The sequence below is a fragment of the Denitratisoma sp. genome, from assembly GCA_032027165.1.
Lineage (GTDB): Bacteria > Pseudomonadota > Gammaproteobacteria > Burkholderiales > Rhodocyclaceae > Desulfobacillus.
On the sequence record JAVSMO010000001.1, the window covers coordinates 1,689,654 to 1,715,325 of the forward strand.

The 25,672-nt window shown below is 65.7% G+C and carries 24 protein-coding genes; 13 read left to right on the plus strand and 11 right to left on the minus strand.

Annotated features, from left to right (window positions below; genetic code table 11):
• Positions 1-46: 46 nt before the first annotated feature.
• Positions 47-856, minus strand: a complete 810-nt coding sequence (locus tag ROZ00_08320) for a substrate-binding domain-containing protein (GenBank protein ID MDT3736213.1) — start codon at positions 854-856, stop codon at positions 47-49.
• Positions 857-967: 111 nt separating this feature from the next.
• On the opposite strand from ROZ00_08320, the gene ROZ00_08325 reads away from it, so the two are divergent.
• Positions 968-2,041: a substrate-binding domain-containing protein gene (locus tag ROZ00_08325; protein MDT3736214.1), complete on the plus strand. Its 1,074-nt coding sequence runs from the start codon at positions 968-970 to the stop codon at positions 2,039-2,041.
• Between the two features lie 12 nt (positions 2,042-2,053).
• Here the strand turns inward: ROZ00_08325 and ROZ00_08330 are convergent, their stop codons facing one another.
• From ROZ00_08330 to aceK, 7 genes are all read right to left on the minus strand, one after another.
• Positions 2,054-2,494: a DUF192 domain-containing protein gene (locus tag ROZ00_08330; protein ID MDT3736215.1), complete on the minus strand. Its 441-nt coding sequence runs from the start codon at positions 2,492-2,494 to the stop codon at positions 2,054-2,056.
• Positions 2,495-2,526: 32 nt separating this feature from the next.
• Positions 2,527-3,261 carry a molecular chaperone TorD family protein gene (locus tag ROZ00_08335; protein MDT3736216.1) on the minus strand — a complete coding sequence of 245 codons (735 nt, stop codon included), beginning with the start codon at positions 3,259-3,261 and terminating at the stop codon, positions 2,527-2,529.
• The gene (locus tag ROZ00_08340) at positions 3,258-3,932 is read right to left on the minus strand and encodes a 4Fe-4S dicluster domain-containing protein (GenBank protein ID MDT3736217.1); all 675 of its coding nucleotides are present in this window, start codon (positions 3,930-3,932) and stop codon (positions 3,258-3,260) included. The genes ROZ00_08335 and ROZ00_08340 overlap by 4 nt, the downstream gene beginning before the upstream one ends.
• A 1-nt stretch (position 3,933) precedes the next feature.
• Positions 3,934-6,513 (minus strand): molybdopterin-dependent oxidoreductase, encoded by a 2,580-nt coding sequence (locus tag ROZ00_08345; protein ID MDT3736218.1) that lies wholly within the window; start codon positions 6,511-6,513, stop codon positions 3,934-3,936.
• Entirely contained in the window at positions 6,510-7,361 is an 852-nt protein-coding gene (locus ROZ00_08350; GenBank protein ID MDT3736219.1) for a cytochrome c3 family protein, read from the minus strand. Before ROZ00_08350 ends, ROZ00_08345 begins: the two co-directional genes overlap by 4 nt.
• Before the next feature lie 66 nt (positions 7,362-7,427).
• Positions 7,428-7,979: an rRNA large subunit pseudouridine synthase E gene (locus tag ROZ00_08355; protein MDT3736220.1), complete on the minus strand. Its 552-nt coding sequence runs from the start codon at positions 7,977-7,979 to the stop codon at positions 7,428-7,430.
• Complete coding sequence (gene aceK, locus ROZ00_08360) at positions 7,976-9,769, minus strand: bifunctional isocitrate dehydrogenase kinase/phosphatase (GenBank protein MDT3736221.1); 1,794 nt, start codon at positions 9,767-9,769, stop codon at positions 7,976-7,978. Before aceK ends, ROZ00_08355 begins: the two co-directional genes overlap by 4 nt.
• Positions 9,770-9,928: 159 nt before the next feature.
• On the opposite strand from aceK, the gene icd reads away from it, so the two are divergent.
• Complete coding sequence (gene icd, locus ROZ00_08365) at positions 9,929-11,176, plus strand: NADP-dependent isocitrate dehydrogenase (protein ID MDT3736222.1); 1,248 nt, start codon at positions 9,929-9,931, stop codon at positions 11,174-11,176.
• 8 nt (positions 11,177-11,184) lie between these two features.
• A complete protein-coding gene (locus ROZ00_08370) occupies positions 11,185-11,592 on the plus strand; it encodes a CBS domain-containing protein (protein MDT3736223.1) in 408 nt (135 codons plus the stop codon).
• 162 nt (positions 11,593-11,754) lie between these two features.
• On the opposite strand, the gene ROZ00_08375 is transcribed toward ROZ00_08370, so the two are convergent.
• Positions 11,755-11,958 carry a cold-shock protein gene (locus ROZ00_08375; GenBank protein MDT3736224.1) on the minus strand — a complete coding sequence of 68 codons (204 nt, stop codon included), beginning with the start codon at positions 11,956-11,958 and terminating at the stop codon, positions 11,755-11,757.
• A 362-nt stretch (positions 11,959-12,320) separates the two neighbouring features.
• Here ROZ00_08375 and clpS point away from each other — a divergent pair, with 362 nt between their 5' ends.
• From clpS to ROZ00_08425, 10 genes are all read left to right on the plus strand, one after another.
• Positions 12,321-12,629, plus strand: coding sequence for an ATP-dependent Clp protease adapter ClpS (gene clpS / locus ROZ00_08380; protein MDT3736225.1), 309 nt, complete (start codon positions 12,321-12,323; stop codon positions 12,627-12,629).
• A gap of 1 nt (position 12,630) precedes the next feature.
• On the plus strand, positions 12,631-14,895 hold the full coding sequence (gene clpA / locus ROZ00_08385) for an ATP-dependent Clp protease ATP-binding subunit ClpA (GenBank protein MDT3736226.1): 2,265 nt from the start codon (positions 12,631-12,633) through the stop codon (positions 14,893-14,895).
• 62 nt (positions 14,896-14,957) lie between these two features.
• Positions 14,958-15,455, plus strand: coding sequence for a ribonuclease E activity regulator RraA (rraA, locus tag ROZ00_08390; protein MDT3736227.1), 498 nt, complete (start codon positions 14,958-14,960; stop codon positions 15,453-15,455).
• A 318-nt stretch (positions 15,456-15,773) separates the two neighbouring features.
• Positions 15,774-17,084, plus strand: coding sequence for an isocitrate lyase (aceA, locus tag ROZ00_08395; protein ID MDT3736228.1), 1,311 nt, complete (start codon positions 15,774-15,776; stop codon positions 17,082-17,084).
• 79 nt (positions 17,085-17,163) lie between these two features.
• Positions 17,164-17,637: a hypothetical protein gene (locus ROZ00_08400; protein ID MDT3736229.1), complete on the plus strand. Its 474-nt coding sequence runs from the start codon at positions 17,164-17,166 to the stop codon at positions 17,635-17,637.
• A gap of 102 nt (positions 17,638-17,739) precedes the next feature.
• Positions 17,740-18,372, plus strand: a complete 633-nt coding sequence (locus tag ROZ00_08405; GenBank protein MDT3736230.1) for a TetR/AcrR family transcriptional regulator — start codon at positions 17,740-17,742, stop codon at positions 18,370-18,372.
• A complete protein-coding gene (locus ROZ00_08410) occupies positions 18,369-19,526 on the plus strand; it encodes an efflux RND transporter periplasmic adaptor subunit (GenBank protein ID MDT3736231.1) in 1,158 nt (385 codons plus the stop codon). The genes ROZ00_08405 and ROZ00_08410 overlap by 4 nt, the downstream gene beginning before the upstream one ends.
• Before the next feature lie 3 nt (positions 19,527-19,529).
• Positions 19,530-22,655, plus strand: coding sequence for an efflux RND transporter permease subunit (locus tag ROZ00_08415; protein ID MDT3736232.1), 3,126 nt, complete (start codon positions 19,530-19,532; stop codon positions 22,653-22,655).
• Positions 22,648-24,027: an efflux transporter outer membrane subunit gene (locus tag ROZ00_08420; GenBank protein MDT3736233.1), complete on the plus strand. Its 1,380-nt coding sequence runs from the start codon at positions 22,648-22,650 to the stop codon at positions 24,025-24,027. The genes ROZ00_08415 and ROZ00_08420 overlap by 8 nt, the downstream gene beginning before the upstream one ends.
• A 25-nt stretch (positions 24,028-24,052) precedes the next feature.
• The gene (locus ROZ00_08425) at positions 24,053-24,568 is read left to right on the plus strand and encodes a hypothetical protein (protein MDT3736234.1); all 516 of its coding nucleotides are present in this window, start codon (positions 24,053-24,055) and stop codon (positions 24,566-24,568) included.
• Positions 24,569-24,714: 146 nt separating this feature from the next.
• On the opposite strand, the gene ROZ00_08430 is transcribed toward ROZ00_08425, so the two are convergent.
• Together ROZ00_08430 and ROZ00_08435 are read right to left on the minus strand one after the other, a co-directional pair.
• Positions 24,715-25,194 (minus strand): hypothetical protein, encoded by a 480-nt coding sequence (locus ROZ00_08430; protein MDT3736235.1) that lies wholly within the window; start codon positions 25,192-25,194, stop codon positions 24,715-24,717.
• Positions 25,195-25,204: 10 nt separating this feature from the next.
• Complete coding sequence (locus ROZ00_08435) at positions 25,205-25,672, minus strand: DUF1854 domain-containing protein (GenBank protein MDT3736236.1); 468 nt, start codon at positions 25,670-25,672, stop codon at positions 25,205-25,207.

Here is a 25,672-nt window from a genome sequence, read left to right on the forward strand (position 1 = left end):
CCCGAACCGCAGCTGCGAAACACTTGCAGCTGCGGTTTTTTGTTGCCTATTTTCCGTAAGAAGGGAAGAACAGTTGCTCGCCGTTCACCTTGAAGCCGGCGATGAGATTCTGACCCTCGGGCGAGGTGATCCACTCGATCAGCTTCATGGCCCCGTCGTAATTGATGTCCGGATATTTCTTCGGGCTGACGGCGATGATGCCGTAGGGGTTGAACATTCTCTTGTCGCCCTGCACGAGGATTCCCAGGCCGGTCTTGGCACGATAGGCGCCGAAGGTAGCGCGATCGCTCAGCGTGTAGGCCTTCATCTCGCCGGCCATGGTGAGCACCTCACCCATGCCGAGGCCGGCGGAAACAAACCAGGTCCCCCTTGGTACAACGCCCGCTTCCTTCCAGTAGGCCTTCTCCATCAGATCCGTGCCGGAGTTGTCGCCGCGCGAGATGAACTTGGCGCGTCCCTCGCCCAGTTTGCGGAAGGCGGCAATGACGTCGCGCATGCCCCGCAGACCAAGCGGATCCTCCTGCGCGCCCACCAGGATGAAGTCGTTGTACATCACGTCGCGGCGGTTCACGCCGTGGCCTTCGGCGACGAACTTGTCCTCGGACGGCCGCGCATGCACCAGCACGACGTCGACGTCGCCGTTCTTGCCCAGTTCGAGCGCCTTGCCGGTGCCGACCGAAATGACGTGCACCTTGACCCCGTGCTTCTTCTCGAACGCCGGCAGCAGGGTTTTGAGCAGCCCGGAATTCTCCGTGCTGGTGGTGGTAGACAGTCGGATGTCGCGCGCCAGTGCCGGCTGCAGTGCCGCCACCAGAAAGCCGAGCAGCAAGCCTCGCCAAAGGTTTGTGCTTCTCATGGGTAAGGTCTCCTTGTGGGTGTCGGACGGGTCCGTCTAATATGCACATCTCTGCATATGGTGGCTCGCCAGCCGTCCCGTACAATAGCCAAAGTCGTTGGAGACACAAATATGTCGTCAGACAGCATAAAAGGCCTGGCACTGGCCTGCAGCTGGACCTTCGGAGGCAGCCCGGTGCAGCCCGAGGAGGCGCGGCTGCTGGGGTTGCTTGAGCGCATCCGGCGTACCGGCTCCATCGCTTCGGCGGCGCGTGAAGCCGGCATCTCCTACCGCAATGCATGGGGCATGCTGGCGCGCTGGGAGGCGAACTTCGGCCATCCGCTGCTGATCCCGGCGCGCGGGCTGGGCACCCGGTTGACGCCGTTCTCCACGCGCCTGCTCGAGCTCGATGCACAGATCCGCGAGCAGCTGGCGCCCCAACTGGCGGCCGCTGCCGAAAAGATGGCGCAGGGATTGGCCGAGGCCGTCACGCCCGGCCGGACGGTGCCGCGCATCCATGCCAGCCACGATCTGGCGCTGGCGCTGCTTCCCGCGCGCCTGGCCAAGCTGGAGCAGCAGGTCGATCTGCAGTTCCATGGCAGCCTGGAAAGCCTGGCCTCCTTCTCAGAGGGCCGCTGCGAAATGGCCGGTTTCCATTGCCCTGAAGGTGCCGTCGGCGCGACGCTGTGGCAGCAGTACAAACCCTACCTCAGGCCGCGCCAGCAGGTGCTCATCCGGGTGGCGAAGCGCACCCAGGGCATCATGGTCGCGCCCGGCAATCCGAAGAAGCTGCGCGGCATCCGAGACCTGACGCGGCCGAACGTGCGCTTCCTCAACCGCCAAAGCGGCGCCGGCACGCGCCTGCTGCTCGACTGGCTGCTGCGGGAGAACGGCATCGCGGCGCGGACCATCGCCGGCTATGGCGATGTCGAACTCACCCACTCGGCCGTCGCGGCGATGATCGCCAGCGGCCATGCCGACGCCGGTCTTGGCGTCGAGGCGGCGGCCCGCCAGTTCGACCTCGGCTTCGTGCCCTTGCTGAAGGAGGATTACTTCCTCGTCACGCGGCGCGACCAGCTGCGCCAACCGGCCTTCGAATCGCTGATCGCGCTGCTGAAGGGGAACGGCTTCCGCCGCGCCGTGCGCGCCCTGCCCGGCTACGACCCGGCAGGCAGCGGCACGGAAGCGCCGTTCTCCAGGGACTGACTTTTCGGGTTTTCAGTATCTGGCCGGCGGCGCCTTGCCAATGCCGTTGATCTTGGCGCCGGCGGCCAGGCCGCGGCTTTTGAACCACCCGGCGTTCATCTCCAGCGCGAACCGCACCGGCTTCGACGAGCAATGATTGTCGAGCGACTGCGGCTGCATGTCGGCGATCTGCACGATGCGCCCGTCGTCGTCGAGGAAGGCGATGCTCAGTGGGATCAGGGTGTTCTTCATCCAGAAGCACTGCACGCCGGCCTCGGGGAAAACGAACAGCATGCCGCGATGGGCGGGCATCGACGGCCGGTTCATCAGGCCGGTGGCGCGGTCGCCCGGCGTGCTCGCCACCTCCGCCTCGATGCGATGCATGCCGGCGGAAAGCTCGATGGTCGGCGCGGCCAGCGCTGCGCCGAAGGTCATCAGGCCGATCGCGGCCGCAAGCAAGAATCGCAAGGTCATCGTGAGGTGCTCCCGGATCAAGGAGCGAGAGCTTACCAGCTTGGCGCAGTGCCAGGCATGTAGGCGAGCGGTACGGCCTCGGTGCGCTGCGACGGTCTGAGCCGGACCTCGATCTCCTCGCGCGTGGGACGCGGCTCGCCGAGGCGTTCGGCGAGCAGGTCGCGCAACTGTTCGCACCAGAGCAAAGTCAGTCCCGCCAGCACGGCGAAGAAAGGTTGTTCGCAGCGCACCGACACGCGCTCGGCGAAATCCGGCAGCCAGCGCAGCAGATGTTCGTCCATCATTGCTGCCAGTCGGCGCAGATCGTCCGGCCCGGCCGCCCGTCGCACCGCGTGGGCCAGGTAGAGCAGTTGCAGGACGAGGTGATCATCCGGCCGCTTGCGCCAGTTCTCTGCCGCCAGCCCCGCCGCGGCATACAGCTGGCGCAATGCGAACATCGGCCCCTGGCAGGCCAGGTGGTCGTCGTCCAGCCACACTGACTCGCAGGGCGAGGCGCCATAGGCGCCGGTGAGGTAGATCGCCGCGTAGTCGGCGGCCAGCCGGTCCAGCGTCGCCGGGTCCGCTTCGCGCGGCAGGGCGGCGGCCATCATCCGCCAGGTCTGCCGCCCGCGCTCGTTCGCCGGCAGCAGGCCGAGATTCGCCGGAAAACCGACCTCGCGCAGGGCGGCGATCGTACCCCTCGTCAGTTCGCGGTCGTGCAGGGCGGCCAGTGCCTCGGCATCCTCCGCCAGGGCCTCGGCCAGCTCGCGCGACAATTCGCCACTCACGACTTGCCCTCCACCCGACCCTTGCTGTGCGGGATGAAGACGATGGAAGGCCGGGTCAGCGCGGGATCGGCCATGTTCTTTACCTGGCGCACCGGCTTGTCGTCCGGTCCCAGGGCGGTGGTCTTCCAGGTACCGGCGGCGAGCTCGTCAATCGGACCGATGTCGAGCACGCGCATCATGCAGGCCATCACGCAATAGGGCTTGCGGCCGGCCTCCAGTTCGTCGATGCACATGTTGCACTTCTTGATGATCTGCTCCTTCGGGTCCCATTGCGGCGCGCCGTAGGGGCAGGCCGCCTCGCAGCGGCGGCAGCCGATGCACAGCGTCGAGTCGATGTCGACCACGCCGTTGTCGGCCCGCTTCCAGATGGCCCCTGAGGGACAGGCCGGCAGGCAGGCAGGATCGGCGCAATGGTTGCAGGACATGTTCACCTTGTAGGCGTACACGTCGGGGAAGCTGCCGCCCTCGACGTACATCACCCGGCGGAAGCGCGGCCCGGGCGGCAGGTTGTTCTTGTCCTTGCAGGCGATCTCGCAGGCGCGGCAGCCGATGCAGTCGACGTTGTGGTGGATGAAGCCGAGCTGGGTCTTCGGCTGCACCGGCTGCCGGGTCTGAGCGACCTTGCGCTCCAGCGCTTTCTTGACTTCGGCCTTGTCGAGTTTCTTCGCCATGTCAGTAATCCCGGCGGAAAACGTGCGAACGGGAGGTGGCCTGCACGTCCCAGCCCGGCTTGTGCGCCCGCTCCGTCTTCTTCACGTTGCACAGGATGGTGTTGTAGGCGAAGGCGCCGGCCGGCGAAGGCTCGTCCAGGGTGAGGAAATCCGGGTTGCCGGCGCGGTCGATGCCCGCGGCGTCGCGGTCCATCCAGGCGCCCTCGTACACCACCACCACGCCCGGCATGCAGCGCTCGGTGACATAGGCCGGCAGCACGATGCGGCCGCGCGCGTTCCACACCTCGACGGTGTCGCCGGTGCGGATGCCGAGCCGTTTCGCATCGCTGGCATTCAGCGTGATCTCCTGCTGGTAGGTCTCGCGCAGCCAGGGAATGTTGTGGAAGATCGAATGAGTGCGCCAGCGCGGATGCGGCGTGATCATGTGGAAGGGGTAGATCTTCGCCAGCGGGTGGTTGAGCGATTCGAAGGGCTCGATCCATTTCGGGATGGCGGGGATCGCGTAGCCCCACTGCGTCTTCGTCCAGTCGGTGACCTTGGCCAGCGTCGTCGAGAAGACCTCGATCTTGCCGGAAGGCGTCCGGAACGGCTTGCCCCGCTCGACCTGCTCGCGGAAGGCCACCAGCGGCTCCTTGAATACGAACTTGTAGACGCCGCGGCGCTTGAACTCCTCCCAGGACATCGTCACCCCCTGGTGGACCTGCACCTTGTCCTTCCACCAGGCGGCGAGATAGGCCTCGTCGACCGCATCCGGGTCGTCGAAATAGCTGCGGTCGGCGCGCGGGTTGTAGCGCTTGCCGAAGTCCTTCAGCGAAGGATCGAGCTTCTCCAGCCGCCAGGCCAGCTCGGTGAACACCTGGATGTCGGTCTTCGACTCACCGAGCGGCGCGATCGCCTTGGGCCGATGGATGTAGTAATGCCCCTTGTACCAGGGCAGCGCCACGCCGTGGCGCTCGAAGTGCGTGGCGATCGGCAGCAGCACGTCGGCCCACAGCCCGGAGGGCGTGATGGTGGAATCCTGGCAGACCACCAGCTCCAGCTTCTTGATCGCCTCGATTTCCTTGTTGATGTTGGTGAGCTGGTTGAACCAGTCGGAGCCGTGCCACCAGATCGCCTTGATGTTCGGGATCACTCCATCGAGCTTGTCGGTGCGCGGCCACAGGCCGACTTCCTCGCGCTTGACGTTCGGGTAGTTCAGCACGCAGTGCGCCCAGCGGTCGGACTTGATCGAGGCGTACCAGACGTTGGCGTACTCGTCGTAGGGATAGGCGACGCTCTCGGCGTGCCAGCCCTTGCCGACGCCCTCGGCGCTGCCGCCGAGGATGCCGATGTTGCCCGTCATCGCCTGCAGCGCCGCCGCCATGCGGTTGTACTGCTCGCCGTAGGCGGCACGCCCCGGCGCCCAGGAGGCTTTCAACGCCGCCGGCTTGGTGGTGGCGTACATCTGCGCAAGCTTCCGGATGTCATCCGCCTTCACGCCGCAGATCCGCTCGGCCCACTCCGGCGTCTTCGGCGTGCCGTCGGAAGTGCCGAGGATGTAATCCTTGAAGCTTTCCTTGCCCTTGGCCCAGTCCGGCATGGTGCCGGCATCCATGCCCTGCACGAACTTGTCGATGAAGGTCTGGTCCTGGAGATTATTAGCGAAGATGTGGTGCGCCATGCCGGCCAGCATGGCGGCGTCGGTGCCCGGCTTGATGGGAATCCACCAGGCGTCGTAGCTGGCGGCGGAGTCCGTGTATTGCGGATCGACCAACACGAACTTGCAGCCGCGCTGCTTGGCCAGCCGCATGTAGTAGAAGGTGTTGCCGCCGTGGAAGGTGTAGGCCGGGTTCCAGCCCCACATGATGATGAGCTTGGAGTGGGCGAAGGCATCGTCCTCGTTGCCGTCGTCGATGGTGCCGAAGGTGATGCGACTGGAGAAGGTGGTGCCCTGGTAGGACGGCACCGACCAGGAATTGGTGCGGCAGCCGAACATGCCGAGGAAGCGCGCCAGCAGGCCCTCGATCTGGTCGGACTTGTGCAGCACGCAGTAGGAGGTGCCGGCATAAGCCTGGTCGAGGATCGCCGTCGGGCCGTACTTGGCCTTCAGTTCGACCATCTTCTTCGCGATGAAATCGAGCGCCTCGTCCCAGGAGACGCGCTTGAACTTGCCCTCGCCGCGCGCCCCGACGCGCAGCATCGGGTAAAGCAGGCGCTCCGGCGAATAGATGCGCGAGCGGTAGGAACGGCCGCGCAGGCAGGCGCGCAACTGCGGCACCTGCTCGTTCTCGAAGCCGGAAGCGCCGCCGGCCTGATAGCGGCCGTCGTCGGTCGACAGGCGCACGATGACATCGCCCTTCTTGTGCGCCACCAGCATGTGGCGCGAGCCGCAGTTGTGGTCGCAGCTCGTCACCACCGTCGTCAGCTGGTCGTCGGTCGGATAGGGCTCGTAGGCGTGGGCCTGCGCTTCCTTGCTCACGAAAGTCAGTCCCGTCAACCCGCCGGCTGCCGCGACGGCACCGCCGGCGGCGGCCGTCCTGAGGAAGCTGCGCCGCTGCGGATTCAGCAAAGGATCGTGAGCGTTCTTGTCGCTGTCGTTCATGGGCGGGTTCCTTGCGCAACGCTCCTGAGGAAACGTGCCTCGGATTGCGTCGGACGGTTCTTTGCCCACTCCGGCACTTCGGCCGGCATGTCCGGCCAGGGCGTGCGCGGATAGGGATAGCCGATGCGGTACCAGGCGCGCCCGCCGTGGCAGCCGTAACAGGCGTCTGCGCCCTCCTTGCCGGCCTGTTCGATCGCTGCCGCATTCAGGTAGCTCACTTCGTGCCGCTTGGTGCGGATGGCGGCATGACAGGTCAGGCAGTTGTCGCCGAAGGCGGCCTTGTGCGTTTCCCACGGACCGGGCAGGCCCATCAACTGCCAGGGAAACTGGCCATGGCACTTCAGGCAGGTGGTTTCCGGATTCACCTGCTTGCGCAGCGTGAACCCAACATCGTCCTGCCGTGCCGAATCGGCCGCGGCGCCCTGCGCCTCCTCGCGCGGCTCGTGGCCCTGGTGGCAGGTGTTGCAGCGCAGGTCCATCAGCCGCTTGGCCAGCGGCGTGACGAGATGGCGGCGATGGAAGGTGTCCTGCTCGCCGGCATAGGTCGGCGTCTCCTGGTACCAGGCGCGCAACGTTTCGGTCTTCAGTCCCGAAGGCGAGGCCGGGCGCACCTTGTCCTCGATCACCTCACGGTGGCAGGCCAGGCATTGCGCATCGCTTGCCGTCTCGATCGCCGGCCGGAAGTGCAGCGGACTGTAGACGGCGCGCAGATAGTCGGACTCGGTTGCCTGCGGCGGCTCGACATGGGGAACGAACTCCGCCCGCGGCGCCATGTCCTCGGCGATCCACAGCAAGAAACCGACGCTGACGAGGAAAGTCAACGCGGCGGCGGCCAAGGCTTGCTTCATTCGCTCCGTTCCGTATGTTCCTTCATTGCATTCTGAGAGCCGTCGCGACTGCCATATTGACGCATGTCAAAGCTGAGCGGCATCCGCCTCGCGCCATTCGCCGGGCTGCAATCCTGCCAGGGGAAACGGCCCGATCGAAGCGCGCACCAGACGCAGGGTCGGCAACCCGACCTTGGCCGTCATGCGCCGCACCTGGCGGTTCTTGCCCTCGCGCAGGACGATCCGAAGCCAGGCGGTCGGGATGTGCTTGCGTCGGCGGATCGGCGGATCGCGCGGCCACAAGCCGGCCGGCTCGTCGATGCGCGCGGCTTCGCAGGGCCGCGTGACGAAGTCGCCGAGGTCGACGCCCTGCCGCAGCCGCTGCAGCGCCGCCTCAGTCGGCTCGCCTTCCACCTGCGCCCAGTAAGTCTTCGGCAGCTTGTGCTGCGGATCGGCGATGCGCTTCTGCAGGCGGCCATCGTCGGTCAGCACCAGCAGACCCTCGCTGTCGGCATCCAGCCGACCGGCTGCATAGACGCCGGGAATGGGAATGAAGTCGGCCAGGCAACGGTGCCCCGCTTCCGGCGTGAACTGGCTAAGGACGCCGTAGGGCTTGTTGAAAAGGACAAGACGGCTCACGCCGCCTCGACCTCTCGCTTCTGCGACGCCTGCTCGGATCCGCCGGCAAACATCCTGCAGAAGCGCATTTCTTCCGGATAAGGAAAGAAGTCGGGCACGAAGCCGTCCAGGATCTTTTGCTTGGTCAGCTGCCAGAACTCCGGCTCAAGCAAGTCGGCATGGTGTTTCAGGAACATCCGCCGCGTTTCCGGGTTGCCGAGCAGGAAGGTGCCGAACTCCTCCGGGAAGACGTCGTTGCGGGCCACCGAATACCAGGGCTCGCCGGACATCTCCGCCTCCGGGGTGGGCGCCGGCGGGATGCGGCGGAAATTGCAGTCCGTCATGTACTCGATCTCGTCGTAGTCGTAGAACACCACGCGGCCAAAGCGGGTCACGCCGAAATTCTTGAAGAGCATGTCGCCGGGGAAGATGTTGGCGTAGGCCAGTTCCTTGATGGCGTTGCCGTATTCCATGACGGCCGCTTCCCGCTTCTCCTCGTCGGCATTGTCCAGATAGAGGTTGAGTGGCTTCATCCGCCGCTCGATATACGCATGCTTGATGACAATCTCGTTCTCATCCTCCTCGAGGAGCGATGGGCAATCCCGCCGCAATTCCTCGACAAGCTCCCGGCTGAAGCGGGCTTTCGGCAGGGCGACGTTGGAAAACTCCAGGGTGTCGGCCATGCGCCCGACCCGGTCGTGCTGCTTCACCAGCAGGTACTTTGCCTTGACGGTGGCATGGTCGACTTCCTTCGGCGGCGCAAAGACGTCCTTGATCACCTTGAAGACGTAGGGAAAGGAGGGCAGGGTAAACACTGCCATCACCAGGCCGCGAATGCCGGGTGCAACGATGAACTCGTCCTGCGAATGCCGCAGGTGATGCATGAGGTCGCGATAGAACATCGTCTTGCCCTGCTTCGCCAGGCCGAGCATGGTGTATAGCTCCGCCTGCGGCTTGTGCGGCATCAGCCCGGAGAGGAACTTTACGTAGGCGGAAGGCACCTCCATGTCCGTCATGAAATAGGCGCGACTGAGGCTGAACAGGGTTCGGATCTGCGCCGGATCCATCAATATCGCATCCACGAACAACTGTCCGCGGTCGTCATGCAGGACCGGCACGACGAAGGGGTATTCGTAATCGCCGTTGATGGCCTTGCCGACGATGTAGGCGCCCTTGTTGCGATAAAAGGCCGAGTGCAACACCTGCAACTGGAAGTTGGCCTCCGCGGTGGGCAGCCTGCCCCCCATCTGCAGCATGACGGCCTGGATGATGTACTCGACATCGCGATCCAGGTCGGCGAATGGGCACTGCCAGGCGAAATCCTTGCAGATGTCGCGAATGACCTGGCGCAGGCCGGTCTTGTTCGGGTAGTAGCTGCGATAGACCGGGGGGTCCGCCTCGATGAAGTCGGTCGACACGCCCGGTCGCACGAAAATGAAGTCGTTATGGAAATACGTCCGGTGCATGATCTTGCAGAAAACCGAATTGAAAAAGGTTTCCGCAAGCTCCGGCTGCTTGTGGTTGATCAGCAGGCCGATGTAGAGCAGCTTGGCCAGCTGCCAGGTATTGGCGTCGATCCTGTCCGCACGATACTGGTCCTGCAGGAGTTGCACCGTCTCGTCGACGCGCTCGTCGTAGAAGGCAATGCGCTCGCGCACGGCGCGTTGCGCCGTCAGCCAGTCGCCCGTCTCGAAACGCATCTTGGCCTGGGCGCTGCTTTCTCGAAACAGGCGGTAATGCTTGTTGAAACCATCGACCAGGGTCTGGGCAATCGACTGAGCAACCGGATTTTCGCCGGATGGAATATCCATTTCGTTTTTACCTATGAATCAATGATGCTGCACTGCGGAGAATAGCGGGAAAGCCCGGCTTGGAGCAACGAAGGGGCGAACTGGCACAAAGATTCAGAAAGGCGGATAATATTATTTTATGGCCTGCTTTTTCGTCTCACCACTACTGATGGAGTTGCAATGGGCGCGAGTTCTCTGATCAAGATTCCCCAGGATGGCAAGAAAATCGTCCCCGGCCAGCCGGTGCCGGACAATCCGATCATCCCCTACATCGAGGGCGACGGCATCGGCGTGGACATCACGCCGGTGATGCTCAAGGTGGTCGACGCCGCGGTGGCCAAGGCCTACGGCGGCAAGAAGAAGATCCATTGGATGGAAGTTTACGCGGGCGAAAAATCGACGCAGAAATACGGCGGCGACGTCTGGCTGTCCGAGGAGACGCTGAGCCTGCTCAAGGAATACTCCGTCTCGATCAAGGGCCCGATGACCACCCCGGTCGGCGGCGGCATCCGCTCCCTCAACGTCGCCCTGCGCCAGGAACTCGACCTCTACCAGTGCGTGCGGCCCGTGCGCTATTTCAAGGGCGTGCCCAGCCCGCTCAAGGACCCGAGCAAGGTCGACATGGTGATCTACCGCGAGAACACCGAAGACATCTACGCCGGCATCGAATGGGCCGCCGAGACGGATGCCTGCAAGAAAATAATCAAGTTCCTGCAGGAGGAGATGGGGGTCAAGAAGATCCGCTTCCCGAACACCTCCGGCATCGGCATCAAGCCGGTTTCGCGCGAGGGCACTTCCCGCCTGATGCGAGCCGCCATCAAGTACGCCATCGACAATGACCGCAAGTCGGTGACGATCGTGCACAAGGGCAACATCCAGAAGTACACCGAGGGCGCCTTCCGCGACTGGGGCTACGAAGTGGCGCAGAAGGAGTTCGGCGCCAAGCTACTCGATGGCGGCCCGTGGTGCTCCTTCAAGAACCCGAATACCGGGCGCGAGATCATTATCAAGGACATGATCGCCGACGCCTTCCTGCAGCAGATCCTGTTGCGCCCGGCCGAGTACGACGTGATCGCCACGCTGAACCTCAACGGCGACTACATCTCCGACGCGCTGGCGGCCCAGGTCGGCGGCATCGGCATCGCCCCCGGCGCCAACATCTCCGACCAGTACGCCTGCTTCGAGGCCACCCACGGCACGGCGCCGAAGTACGCCGGCAAGGACTACGTGAACCCCGGTTCGCTGATCCTCTCCGCGGAAATGATGCTGCGCCACCTGGGCTGGAAGGAAGCCGCCGACCTCATCATCCGCTCCATGGAAGCCGCCATCGCCGACAAGATCGTCACCTACGACTTCGCGCGCCTGATGGAAGGCGCCACCGAGGTCAAGTGCTCGGCCTTCGGCCAGGCGATGATCGACAGGATGTAAGTCTGGCGATGAAGACCGAGCGCAGCGTCGGCGCCATCATGTCGCCCTTCCAGATGGTGGGCGGCGGCGAAACCGTGGATTCGGCCATGCACGTCATGCGCGAGCACGGCCTGAACGCCATCCTGGTCGAGCCGAACGCCGAAGGCGAGTGGGGCATCATGACCAAGCGCGACGTGCTGCGCAAGATCATCGTGCCCAACCGCCGGCCGGGCGGCATGACGGTCGACGAGATCGCCAACCGCTATCTCATCACCTGCACGCGCGACACCCCCCTGCTCCATGTCGCGCGGCAGATGATGAACAACGGCATCCGCCGCATCGTCGTGATGGAACAAGGCGTGCCGCTCGGCATCGTCACCGAGGCGGACCTGTTCCGCCTCGTCGAGCAGTCCGGCTGGGGGGCCGGCGTCGCCTGAGGCCCGTCACGCCAACAAAAAGGGCCGGCCTCCGCCGGCCCTTTTTGTTGGCCGCGGCAAACAGAAAAAAAGAAAAAGCCCGCATCCCGCAAGGGAACGGGCTTCCGCAAATCCGGATTGCCAACCGGCTGCGGGCGCACCCGCAACCGGCCCAAAGCCGCCTTAGGCAGCCTGGATGTTCGAGGCTTGCTTGCCTTTCGGACCCTGCGTCACCTCGAAGGAGACTTTCTGCCCCTCCTTGAGCGTCTTGAAGCCGCCCATCTGGATCGCCGAGAAATGGGCGAACAGATCCTCGCTGCCGTCATCCGGCGTGATGAATCCGTAACCCTTGGCGTCGTTGAACCACTTGACAGTACCTGTTGCCATAAAGCTCTTTCCTCGTGTTAAACGTCTTGGCCGGGCATCATCAATTCGATGAGCCCGGATGTTTGTTTTGAAAGCACGCGACAACCACGGGAGCGAAGCGGGATTCGGGAAGAAACACGGCGTCCAACCAGCGGTATTGCATAGACTTTGTGACAAACACGCATTGATTTTTACGCCAAACAAATATGGCGCGTCAAGACCTTTGCCGGCTTTTTTCATGCTGCATAACAGCAATTTGTAGCTTTTTGACACGCCCACGCGCGGCTGCACTTTTACGCATGTGCGAGCCGCCCCGCATCCCGCATCCGCTGCCGTTCCTCGCGGCGTGTTGCAGATTCGCTTTTTCTGATTAGAATTGAATCATGGCTACGCGCAAGCAGAGCGAATCGGTGCTCGAAGCGGAGCGGACCAAGACCAAGCCGCCGCCGCTGTTCAAGGTTTTGCTGTTAAATGACGATTACACGCCCATGGACTTCGTGGTCGTCGTGCTGCAAAGATTTTTCGGCATGAATCGCGAACAAGCGACGCGGATCATGCTCAAAGTGCATAAGGAAGGTGTCGGCACCTGCGGCATCTTCCCGCGGGATGTGGCCGCCACCAAGGTCGAACTGGTGACCGGCTTCGCCCGGGAGCACCAGCATCCGCTGGCGTGCGTCATGGAGGAAAGTTGAGATGATTGCGCAGGAACTGGAAGTCAGTTTGCACATGGCCTTCGTCGAGGCGAGGCAGAAGCGCCACGAGTTCATTACCGTGGAGCATCTGCTGCTGGCGCTGCTCGACAACCCTTCTGCCGCCGAGGTTTTGCGCGCCTGCGCCGCCAACATCGAGGAACTGCGCAAGGAACTCATCGCCTTCATCACCGAGCACACGCCCACGGTCGCCGGCACGGACGAGATCGACACCCAGCCGACGCTGGGCTTCCAACGGGTGATACAGCGCGCCATCCTGCATGTGCAATCCTCCGGCAAGAAGGAGGTCACCGGCGCCAACGTCCTCGTCGCCATCTTCGGCGAAAAGGATTCGCATGCCGTCTATTTCCTGCAGCGCCAGGGCATCACCCGACTCGACGTGGTCAACTTCATCTCGCACGGCATCACCAAGGCGCCTGCCCAGGGCAGCCCGCGCAGCGAAGGCGAACAGCAGGAGCAGGAGCCAGAGGGCCAGCAGGCCGGCGGTGCGCTAGAGAACTACACGCAGAACCTCAACGCCCAGGCCCTGATGGGCAAGATCGACCCGCTCATCGGTCGCGACAAGGAGCTCGAGCGCGTCATCCAGACGCTCTGCCGCCGTCGCAAGAACAACCCGCTGCTGGTCGGCGAGGCCGGCGTCGGCAAAACCGCCATCGCCGAGGGCCTGGCGCGGCGCATCGTCGAGGGCCGCGTGCCGGAAATCCTGGCGCACGCCCAGATCTACGCCCTCGACATGGGCGCGCTGCTGGCCGGCACGAAGTACCGCGGCGATTTCGAACAGCGACTGAAGGCGGTGCTGAAGCAGCTGGTGGACAACCACAACGCCATCCTCTTCATCGACGAGATCCACACCCTGATCGGCGCCGGCGCCGCTTCAGGCGGCACGCTCGACGCTTCCAACCTGCTCAAGCCGGCGCTCGCCTCCGGCCAGATGAAGTGCATCGGAGCGACCACCTATACCGAATACCGCGGCGTCTTCGAGAAGGATCACGCCCTGTCGCGACGCTTCCAGAAGATCGACGTCAACGAGCCTTCCGTCGAGGAGACCGTCTCCATCCTGAAGGGGCTGAAGACGCGCTTCGAGCAGCACCACGGCGTGAAGTATTCGACGCAGGCCATCTCCAGCGCCGCCGAGCTCTCCGCGCGCTACATTGGCGACCGCCACCTGCCGGACAAGGCCATCGATGTCATCGACGAGGCCGGCGCCGCGCAGCGCATCCTGCCGAAGTCGAAGCAGAAGAAGGTCATCGGCAAGACCGAGATCGAGGAGATCGTCGCCAAGATCGCCCGCGTGCCCTCGCAGCACGTTTCCTCGGACGACCGCGCCGCGCTGAAAAACCTCGACCGCGACCTGAAGTCGGTCGTCTTCGGCCAGGACAAGGCCATCGAGGCGCTCGCCAAGGCGATCAAGATGTCGCGCTCCGGCCTCGGCAATCCGACCAAGCCGATCGGCAGCTTCCTCTTCTCCGGCCCGACCGGCGTCGGCAAGACCGAGGTCGCCCGCCAGCTCGCCTACTGCATGGGCATCGAGCTGGTGCGCTTCGACATGTCCGAATACATGGAGCGGCATGCCGTCTCGCGCCTGATCGGCGCGCCGCCCGGCTACGTCGGCTTCGACCAGGGCGGCCAGCTCACCGAGGCCATCACCAAGAAGCCGCATGCGGTGCTGCTGCTCGACGAGATCGAAAAGGCGCACCCGGACATCTACAACATCCTGCTGCAGGTGATGGACCACGGCACGCTGACGGACAACAACGGCCGCCAGACCGATTTCCGCAACGTCGTCATCGTCATGACCACCAACGCCGGCGCCGAGATGCTGCAGAAGGGCGGCATCGGCTTCTCGATCTCGCGCGAGGCGGGCGACGAGATGGCGGAGATCAAGCGCATGTTCTCGCCGGAATTCCGCAACCGGCTCGACGCCATCATTTCCTTCGCGGCGCTCGACCACGAGGTCATCCTGCGCGTGGTGGACAAGTTCCTCATGCAGCTGGAGGCGCAGCTGCACGAGAAGAAGGTCGAGGCGGTGTTCACCGACAAGCTCAAGGACTGGCTGGCCGAGAAAGGTTTCGACCCGCTCATGGGCGCGCGGCCGATGGCGCGCCTGATCCAGGACACCATCCGCTCCGCGCTCGCCGACGAGCTGCTGTTCGGCCGGCTGTCCAGCGGCGGGCGCGTCACCATCGACCTCGACGACAGCCAGAAGGTGCAGCTGCTCTTCGACGAGGTGGCCGAACCGGTCGCCTGATTTCCGCCACGCCTTGACCAACGGCGGCTAGAATGCCGCCGTTTCTTTTTTCGGAGCCGCAAATGGATTTCCAAACCGCCGATCTCTGCGACAAATACGAAGAACAAGTGCGTGCCGGCCAGGTGCGCGTAATCGAGCCGATGCTGAATGCCTACGGCGGGCGCGATGCCTTCCACGGCCGCATCGCCACGCTGAAACTCTTCGAGGACAACTCCCTCGTGCGCAAGGCGCTGGAATCCGATGGCGGAGGCCGCGTGCTGGTCATCGACGGCGGCGGCAGCCTGCGCTGCGCCCTGGTCGGCGACCAGCTGGCGGCGCTCGGCGTGAAGAACGGCTGGGCCGGCATCGTCGTGTACGGCTGCATCCGCGATTCACGCGCCATCGGCGAGATGGACATCGGCGTGATGGCGCTCGACACGCATCCGCTGAAGAGCATCAAGAAAAATGTGGGCGAGACCGAAATCGCCGTCAGCTTCGGCGGCACCACCTTCACACCCGGCCACTACCTGTATGCCGACGAGGACGGCATCCTGGTGTCGCCGACCGAACTCCAGCCCTGACCCCCTCCCCGCCGTACCGTGGGGACTGACTTCTGGTTCCGGCAAACGCTTGCTCACGCGGGCGTTTGCCATGCCTGAAACTTCGTTTTGCTGCGACGCAGCAGGCGTTTCATTTCACGAAATGAACGGAGTTTTATAATCCGGTAAATTTCTTGCAATACTATGTTAATTAAAGAAAAATAAATTATATATAAGACTTGGTTTTCTGTTGTTGCTGCGCAAAATCCCCTCTATACTTTCGCCCTGAAACAACCGCCGTCCGGCGCCCCTCCGGGCGGGCCTTTTTCAAACACCCACGCACTGACGAAGAGGATTGCGATGAACAACGAACTCGAAGTTGCCAAGCTCAAGAAGGAATGGGCCGAGAACCCCCGCTGGAAGAACATCAAGCGCGGCTACACCGCAGAGGATGTCGTCAGGCTGCGCGGCTCCCTGCAGATCGAGCACACCCTGGCCCGTCGCGGCGCCGAGAAGCTGTGGAACCTGGTGAACAGCGAGCCCTTCGTCAACGCCTTGGGCGCCCTCACCGGCAACCAGGCCATGCAGCAGGTCAAGGCCGGCCTGAAGGCCATCTACCTCTCGGGCTGGCAGGTCGCCGGCGACGCCAACATTGCCGGCGAGATGTATCCCGACCAGTCGCTCTACCCGGCCAACTCGGTGCCGCTGGTGGTCAAGCGCATCAACAACACCTTCCAGCGCTGCGACCAGATCCAGTGGTCCGAGGGCAAGCGCCCGGGCGATGAAGGCTACCTCGACTTCTTCGCGCCAATCGTCGCCGACGCCGAAGCCGGCTTCGGAGGCGTGCTGAACGCCTTCGAACTGATGAAGGCCATGATCGAAGCCGGCGCCGCCGGCGTGCACTGGGAAGACCAACTCGCCTCCGTGAAGAAGTGCGGCCACATGGGCGGCAAGGTGCTCGTGCCCTCGCGCGAAGCCGTCGCCAAGCTGGTCGCCGCGCGCCTCGCTGCCGACGTCATGGGCGTGCCGACCCTGGTCATCGCCCGCACCGACGCCGAGGCCGCCGACCTGCTGACCTCCGACGTCGACGCCAACGACAAGCCGTTCTGCACCGGCGAGCGCACCGTCGAGGGTTTCTACAAGACCAAGCCCGGCATCGACCAGGCCATCTCGCGCGGCCTCGCCTACGCACCCTATGCCGACCTGGTGTGGTGCGAGACCGGCAAGCCGGACCTCGCCTTCGCCAAGAAATTCGCCGAAGGCATCCACAAGCAGTTCCCCGGCAAGCTGCTCGCCTACAACTGCTCGCCTTCCTTCAACTGGAAGAAGAATCTGGACGACGCCACCATCGCCAAGTTCCAGAAGGAACTCGGCGCCATGGGCTACAAGTTCCAGTTCATCACCCTGGCCGGCTTCCACAGCCTCAACTACTCGATGTTCAACCTGGCCCACGGCTATGCCCGCAACCAGATGAGTGCATTCGTCGAGTTGCAGGAGGCCGAGTTCGCCGCCGCCGAGAAGGGCTTCACGGCCGTCAAGCACCAGCGCGAAGTCGGCACCGGCTACTTCGACGCCGTCACCACGACCATCGAGCGCGACGCCTCCACCGCCGCCCTCAAGGGCTCGACGGAAGACGAGCAGTTCTTCGACAAGAAGGCTGCCAGCCACTGAGTCTCGTACGCTTCGGGAAAAAGCCACCCTGCGGGGTGGCTTTTTTTCGCAGGTAGAATGGCAGCCGAAAGGAGTCCCGATGAAACGCACCCTGCTTGCACTCGCCATGGCGCTTGGCGCGGCGCTCCCCGCCCGCGCCGAAACCCTCGCCTGCCCCGATGCGGCCGCCGCCGTGCAGGTCGCCACCTGTCCTTCGGAAGAGGAGTTGAAATACACCTACACCGGCTTTTGCGCCGACAACGCGCGCATGTACGGCAAGGACAAGGAAACCTGCGCCACCTACGAGAGCTACCGCAAGGCGAAGAACATCGCGCTGTGGGAGTCGAAGGACGGCGCCTTCCAGGCCTATATATCTTGCGACCTGCCGGCCGGCACGCTGAACAGGCTCAAGCCCATGTCCATCGCCGCCACCCGGCAAGGCAAGCTGACGCGCCTCGCCTGCAGCTACCCGGAAGGCGTGACCTTCACCTACCGCACCAAGGCCGAATGCAAGGTGCGGGGCGACGGCAACTGCGCCGTCGATCCGGCCGCCTGCCAGGCCGACTGCAATTGAGCCTGGTATAACGGGCCGACCATACGGAACAAAGGGTTGCGAGCCAATTCGTGCGCGAGTAGACTGCGCAGTCCAATCACTCCGCATGTATGCCTGCCAGGTATGGCCGCTCCTCCCGCAGCTGCTCCCGATGATTGCCGCTCGCGCCTGTTGTCCGCGGCCCATGCGGCCTTCCTCGAGGAAGGCTATCGCGCCAGCGTCGATCGCATCGCCGCCCGTGCCGGCGTGGCGAAGCAGACTTTCTACAACCACTTCCCGCACAAGGCCGACCTGTTCGGCGAGGTGATCCGCCAGGCGACAGCCGACCTGCTGATCGCGCTCGACGACGACGGCCGGAACCTGCGCGAACGACTGACCCGCTTCGGCATCGTCTATCGCGACAAGGCGCTGAGCGCCGCCGGACTCGGATTGTTCCGCGTGCTCGCCGCAGAGGCGGCGCGCTTTCCCGACCTCGCGAAGACGGTCTACCGGACCGGACCGGCGCGCACCACCGCGCGACTCGCCGCCGTCCTGCAGGCCGCCATGGACCGCGGCGAACTGCGCGACACCGATGCCGACTTCGCCGCCACCACCCTGCTGTCGATGCTGGTGGGCGCCGAGCGCACCCGCTTCCTCTTTTCCGGCGAACAACCGCCGCGCACGAATTCAATGCGCGCCGGTGAAATCGTCGATTGCTTCCTGCGCGCCTTCGCGCCGGAAAACTCCCCCCTCGCCGCCGAACGGAACATTCCATGAGAAACAAGCACACCTTGCTCGCTCTGCTGACCGCCGCGCTGCTCGCGGCCGCCTGCGGCAACGGCGACAACAAGGCGCCGGCCGCCGCCGCGCCCGCCGGCGGCATGCCGCCGCCCCCCGAGGTCGACGTGATCACCGTGTCCGTCGGCAGCGCCACACTCACCCAGGACCTGCCGGGGCGGCTGCAGGCGGTCCGCTCGGCACAGGTCCGTGCACGCGTCGAAGGCGTACTGGAAAAGCGGCTCTACAAGGAGGGCAGCGACATCGCCGCCGGGACGCCGCTGTTCCAGATCGACGCCCGTACCTACCAGGCGGCCGCCGCTGCGGCTGCCGCCGACGTGGCGGCGGCCAAGGCCACCTTCGAACGCTACAAGCCGCTGCTGGAGACACGGGCGGTCAGCCAGCAGGAATACGACGGGGCACTGGCGCGCTACAAGCAGGCCGAGGCGGCGCTGGCGCGCGCCCGGCTCGACCTCGAGAATGCCGTGCCGCGCGCGCCCATCTCGGGCCGCGCCGGCCGCGCACTGGTCACCGAGGGCGCCCTCGTCGGCAAGGGCGAAGCCACACATCTGGTCACCATCGAGCAACTCGACCCGGTCCGCGTCGAGTTCTCGCAAACCTATTCCGACGTGCTGCGGTTGCAGCAGGCGGTGAAGGCCGGCACGCAAAAGAAATCGGATTCGGCCGAGGTCCAGTTGCTGCTGGAGGACGGCTCGATCTACCCGGAAAAGGGCCGGCTGCTGTTCGCCGACATGGCCGTCGACCCGGCCAGCGGCGCCGTGGTGCTGCGCGCCGAGTTCCCGAACCCAAGGCGCGAACTGCTGCCCGGCACCTTCGTGCGCGTGCGCTTCCCGCAGGCCGATCTCGACAAGGCCATCCGCGTGCCGCAGCGCGCCGTGCAGGGCGGTCCCGGCGGCCAGATGGTGATGACCGTCGACGCCGAGGGCAAGGTGGTCCCGCGGCCGATCACGACCGGCACGATGGCCGGTCCCGACTTCATCGTCACCGGCGGCCTCCAGGGCGGCGAACAGGTGATCGTCAACGGCCTGCAGAAGGCGCGCCCCGGCAGCATCGTGAAGCCGGTGCCGTGGAACCCCGGCACGCCCCTCCTGCCAGGAGCGCCGACTGCGCCGCCGGCAGCCGAAAAGAAGTAAGCCATGTTCGCCAACTTCTTCATCGACCGGCCCATCTTCGCCTGGGTCATCGCCATCATGATCCTGCTCGGCGGCGCCCTCGCCCTGCGCCAGCTGCCGGTGGCCAGCTATCCGGCCGTAGCACCGCCCGCGCTGGCCATCACCGTCAACTACCCCGGCGCCTCCGCCAAGGTCGTCGAGGAAACCGCGGTGGCGCTCATCGAGCAGGAGCTGAACGGCATCGAGAACCTGCTCTACATGGATTCGGCCTCCGAGCAGAACCTCGGCACCATCACGCTGACTTTCAAGGCCGGCACCAACCTCGACCTGGCCTCGGTGGAAACGCAGAACCGCATCAAGCGCGCCGAGCCGCGCCTGCCCGAGGAAGCGCGGCGCCTCGGCGTCACGGTCGTCAAATCGGCGCGCAACTACCTGCTGTTCCTCACCCTGTTCTCGCCGGACAAGTCGCTCGACAACGTGGCGCTCGGCAGCTTCGCCGCCGCCAACGTGCTGGAGAGCATCCGCCGCACGCCGGGCGTGGGCGAGGCGATCCTGTTCGGCACCGAGTACTCGATGCGCCTGTGGCTCAAGCCGGAGCGCCTGCAGGCCTTCGGCCTGACGCCGGCCGACGTGGCGAAGGCGGTGCGCGCGCAGAACGCGCAGATCGCCACCGGCGAGCTCGGCCAGGTGCCGGCGGTGCCCGGCCAGGAATACAGCGCCACCATCATCACGCAGGGCCGCCTGGCCACCCCGGCCGAGTTCGGCAACATCATCATCAAGAGCGACGAGCGCGGCGCCTCCGTGCGCGTGAAGGACGTCGCCCGCGTCGAGCTCGGCGCGCAGGACTACACGATTGCCGCGCGGGTCGACGGCCAGCCCACCGCGGCCATCGCCGTGCGCATGGCGCCCGGGGCCAACGCGCTCGACACCGCCAAGGCGGTCAAGGACAGGATGGCCGAGCTGGCCCGGTATTTCCCGTCCAACATCTCCTGGATGGTGCCCTACGACACCTCGACCTTCGTCGACATCTCCATCCGCGAAGTGGTCAAGACGCTGATCGAGGCGATGATCCTGGTGGTGCTGGTGATGTACCTGTTCCTCGAGAACGTGCGCGCCACATTCATCCCCACCGTCGTCGTGCCGGTGTCGCTGTTCGGCGCGATGATCGGGCTCTACCTGCTCGGCTATTCGATCAACGTGCTGACCCTGTTCGCTATGGTGCTGGCGATCGCCATCGTGGTGGACGACGCCATCGTGGTGATCGAGAACGTCGAGCGCATCATGAGCGAGGAGGGCCTCGACCCGCGCGCCGCCACGCGCAAGGCGATGGGACAGATCATCAACGCCGTCATCGCCATCACCCTGGTGCTGACGGCGGTGTTCGTGCCCCTGCTCTTCTTCGGCGGCTCGGTGGGCGCCATCTACCGCCAGTTCGCCGTGACCCTGATCCTGACCATGGCCTTCTCGGCCATGATGGCGCTGACGCTGACGCCGGCCCTGTGCGCCTCGATGCTCAAGCACCAGCCCGGCAAGGACGTGATGCCCTCGACCGGCTTCTTCGGCTGGTTCAACCGCTTCTTCGCCGCCACCGTGCAGCGCTACGTCGGCGCCACGCGCCGCATCCTCGGCCGGCCCGGCCGCTGGCTCATCGTGTATGCGGCGATCCTCGCCGCGACCGGCTGGCTGTTCGCCCGGCTGCCGGGCAGCTTCCTGCCGAGCGAGGACCAGGGCTACTTCCTCAGCATCGTCCAGCTGCCTGCCGGCGCGACGCGCGAGCGGACCCTCGAGGTGCTCGACACCGTCGAGAAGCACTATCTGGCGCAGGAGGAAGTCGCCCACGTCATCGGCGTCGCCGGCTTCTCCTTCTTCGGGCGCGGCCAGAACGCCGCCATCGCCTTCATCCGCCTGAAAAGCTGGGACGAGCGGCCGAACAAGGAAAACGAGGCCGACTCGGTGGTGCAGCGCGCCAACATGGCCTTCTTCCGCATCAAGCAGGCGATGATCTTCGCCATCAACGTGCCGCCGATCCCCGAGCTGGCCGCCGTCGGCGGCTTCGACTTCCGCCTTCAGGACCGCGGCGGCCTGGGCCGCGACAAGCTGATGGAAGCGCGCAACATGGCGCTCGGCCTGGCCGGCCAGCATCCGGCGCTGGCGGGCGTGCGACCGGAAGGCCAGGAGCCCGCCCCGCAGATTTATCTCGGCGTCGACCGCGTCAAGGCGCGCGCACTGGGCATCGACCTGGGCGAGCTCAACGACACGCTGCAGGCCACCCTCGGCGCCGCCTACATCAACGACTTCGTGCGCGAGGGCCGCATCCTGCGCGTGCAGATGCAGGCCGAAGCCGACACGCGGCGCACGCCGGAGGACCTCCTGCGGCTGCCGGTGAAGAACGCGCGCGGCGACATGATCCCGCTCGCCGAGATCGCGACGGCGAAGTGGATCGTCGGCAGTCCGAAGCTCGACCGCTACAACGGCCTGCCGTCGATGAAGATCGCCGGCAACCCGGCGCCCGGCCGTTCCACTGGCGACGCCCTGTCGGCGATGGAGGAAATCGCCGCCAAGCTGCCGCCCGGCATCGGCTTCGAATGGTCGGGCAGTTCCTTCGAGGAACGGCTCTCCGGCGCGCAGGCGCCCTTCCTCTTCGCCGTCTCGCTGTTCGTGGTCTTCCTCTGTCTGGCGGCGCTGTACGAAAGCTGGTCGGTGCCCTTCGCGGTGATGCTGGTGGTGCCGCTGGGCATCTTCGGCGCCGTGCTGGCCGTCACCCTGCGCGGCCTGCCCAACGACGTCTACTTCAAGGTGGGGCTGATCGCCATCATCGGCCTGTCGGCGAAGAACGCCATCCTGATCATCGAGTTCGCCCGCGAGCTGCAGGAGCAGGGCAAGGAACTGGTCGAGGCCACGCTCGAAGCCTGCCGCCTGCGCTTCCGGCCGATCCTGATGACCTCCATCGCCTTCATGTTCGGCGTGCTGCCCCTGGCGGTATCCACCGGCGCCGGCGCCAACAGCCGCCACGCCATCGGCACCGGCGTCATCGGCGGCATGCTCGCCGCCACCGCGCTGGCGGTGTTCCTCGTGCCGGTGTTCTTCGTCGTCGTCCGGCGCTTCTTCCCCGGCCATGCGCGCCATCATGCGGAATCCAGCCATGACTAAGCCCCTGCCGCTCGCCCTGAGCCTCTCCATTGCCCTCGCCGGCTGTTCGCTGGCGCCCGACTTTCTGCGCCCCGCAGCACCCGTGCCCGTCGCCTGGCCGACGCAGGTCGCCGACAGCGCCGCCGCGCAGCCGGTGCCGGAAGACTGGCGCGCCTATTTCACGGATGCGCGCCTGCAGGCGCCGATCGCCGCTGCGCTCGAGCACAACCGCGACCTGAAGATCGCAATTGGCCGCGTGGACGAGGCGCGCGCCTTGGCCGGCCTCGCCCGCGCGGACCGCTTCCCGGCCGTCGACGCCAACCTGCAGCGCCAGGCTTCGCTAACCCCCGGCGACCTGGCGCCGACAGGTCGCCGGACTTTCAGCCAGCGCTTCGACGCCAACCTCGGCATCGCCGCCTTCGAACTTGATTTCTGGGGGCGCGTGAAGAACCTCGACGAGGCGGCGCGCGCGAACTTCCTCGCCAGCGAATACGCCCAGCGCGCCTTCCGCCTGACGCTGATCAGCGACGTGGCGTCGGCCTGGTACGCCCTGCGGGAGCTGGAGGCGCGCAGCGCGCTGGCCGAGGCCACCGTCGCCAGCCGCGCCGAGAGCCGCAAGCTGATCGAGCAGCGGCGCGACGTCGGCCTCGCCGGCGACCTCGACTACTACGCCGCCGACGGCGCCTGGGCCGGCGCCCGCGCCGAGGCCGCCAATCTCGCGCGGCAGAAGGCCGCCGCCGAAAACGCCCTGAACCTCCTGGCCGGCACCAGCCTGCCACCGTCGCCTGCGGGATCCGCCGCCGTGGCGGAAGCGCCGGCGCTGCGCGTCGGCCTGCCCTCCGAGGTGCTGCTGCGGCGTCCCGACGTGCTGGCGGCCGAACAGAAGCTGATCGCCGCCAACGCCAACATCGGCGCCGCGCGCGCCGCCTTCCTGCCGCGCATCCTGCTCACCATCGTCGCCGGCAGCGCCAGCCCGGCCCTCTCCGGCCTCTTCCAGGGCGGCAGCAGCGCATGGAATTTCGTGCCTCTGCTGAAGTACCCGCTGTTCGACGCCGGCCGCGCCGAGAGCAACGTCGACCTCGCAGAGGCGCGCAAGCACATCGCCGTGGCCGAATACGAGAAGACGATCCAGCAGGCCTTCCGCGAAGTCGCCGACCTGCTCGACGCGCGCCAGCGCTACGCCGAGCAGATGCAGGCGCTGGAAGCCGCCAGCGCGGCGCAGGGCGAGCGCCTGCAGCGGGTCGATGCCCGCTACAAGGTCGGCATGTCGAGCTATCTCGAACTGCTCGATGCGCAGCGCGAACTCTACGCTGCGCAGCAGTCGGCGCTGGCGGCGCGGCGGGCGCTCGCCGCCACCGGCGCCAGCCTGTACAAGGCCTTGGGCGGCGGCTGATCCGGCCACAGGCTGCCTCAGGCCCATGCCGATCACACCCTTTCACTTCGGACCGGGCGCCCTCCTCAAGGCGATCGCGCCGCAACAGGTCAGCTGGACGGCCTTCGCGCTGGCCAACGGGCTCATCGACCTCGAACCCATCCTGCTCTTTCTCTTCACCGGGGAGCCGGCGCACCGTTTCTTCCACACCCTGCCCGGCGCCACGCTGGCCGCCCTCGCCGCCGTCTGGCCGGGGCGGATCGCCTGCGAGTCCTGGCTGCGCTTCTGGAACCGGCAACTCAGTCCGGCGCAGGCGCGGTGGCTTGGCTGTGCGCCGTCGATCGGCGTCAGGCAGGCACTCATCGGCGCCCTGCTTGGCGCCTGGAGCCACCTCATCCTCGACATGGCGATGCACGTCGACGTGCGCCCCCTCTGGCCCGCCGTCGGCACGAATCCCTGGCATGGCTGGCTGTCGGTGGACGGCCTGCACGTGCTGTGCGCCGCGGCCGCCCTCGCCGGGCTGGCGCTATGGGGAGCAGTGAAGCTCGTGAAAAGAAGCTAGGTCGGCGCAGGAAAACGCCCCCGCGTTTCAGAGGAGACTAATGCCCGAGATGCGGGCGTTATGCCGGAACTAAAAGTCAGTCCCTGCAGCACGGCGACGAAACAGGGAGCCCCCGTCCCACTGGAGGGGAGAGGGGCAGGCGACGATCAGCGCACGAGATCCTCGACGGCGTCGATGACCATGCTGCTGCCGACGGCGATGAGCAGGATGTCGGCGGCGACGCGCACGTAGCGGTGGCCGGCGGGCGCAGGTGGCAGGCGCCGCAGCAGGTCGCCCGGCAGGTCGTAGTAGCGCAGGTCGCCCGGCAGCGGACGCCCCATGCCCCATTTCTTCGCCTGGCCCGGCGGCAGGCAGCCGTTGTTCTTCTTGGCCAGGCCCGGCGGGCATTTCCTGCCCGGCTGTGCCTGTTGCCCGCCGTAATACTCGGCGATCAGGCGGCGGTGCTGGTCGGTGAAGCGGGAAGCCGAGGAGCCGCCGCGCTGCTCGACGCGATCCTCGTTTTTCTTTCCCTTGCCCTTGCCGTTGCCGGCCCAGTCGGGCTTGTCGGCGAGCGCCGATCCTGCGGCAAGTGCGGCAGACAGGGCCAGTACGGCAAATCGAAGCGGACGAACGAAATGCTGTGTCATGTGCGTACTCCTATAAGAAACGATCAAGCAATTTGCGGCTGGCGACATCGAGGCCATTGAGGTCGCGCACCAGGAAATGGATGCCGTGGCTGTCCTCGATCAGCAGGCCGGACTTGCCGAGGCGGCGGATGAACTCCTCGCCCCACAGCACGAGGCTCGTCTCGCCGCGGTCGGTGTCGACCTGCCAGGTGCTCGGCGTGGCGAAGCTGGAGACGTTGCGGATGCGGCGGATCTCCGGCATGAATTCGCGCCGGTCGAGTTCTTCTTCCACCAGCTGCCGCTGCGGCGCAGGCAGCCGGTCGAGGCGCTCGATCCAGCCGGCCTCGTGGCCGTCCGGCCCGACCAGCGAGATGCCCTCGCCGGGCGCGGCGATGGGAAAGGCGCGCACCGGCACGACGCCTTCGCAGACGTCGCCCGCGGCGGTGGTGAGCACCAGGCGGCCGAAGGCGTTGCGCGTGAGCTGAAAATCCGTTTCCAT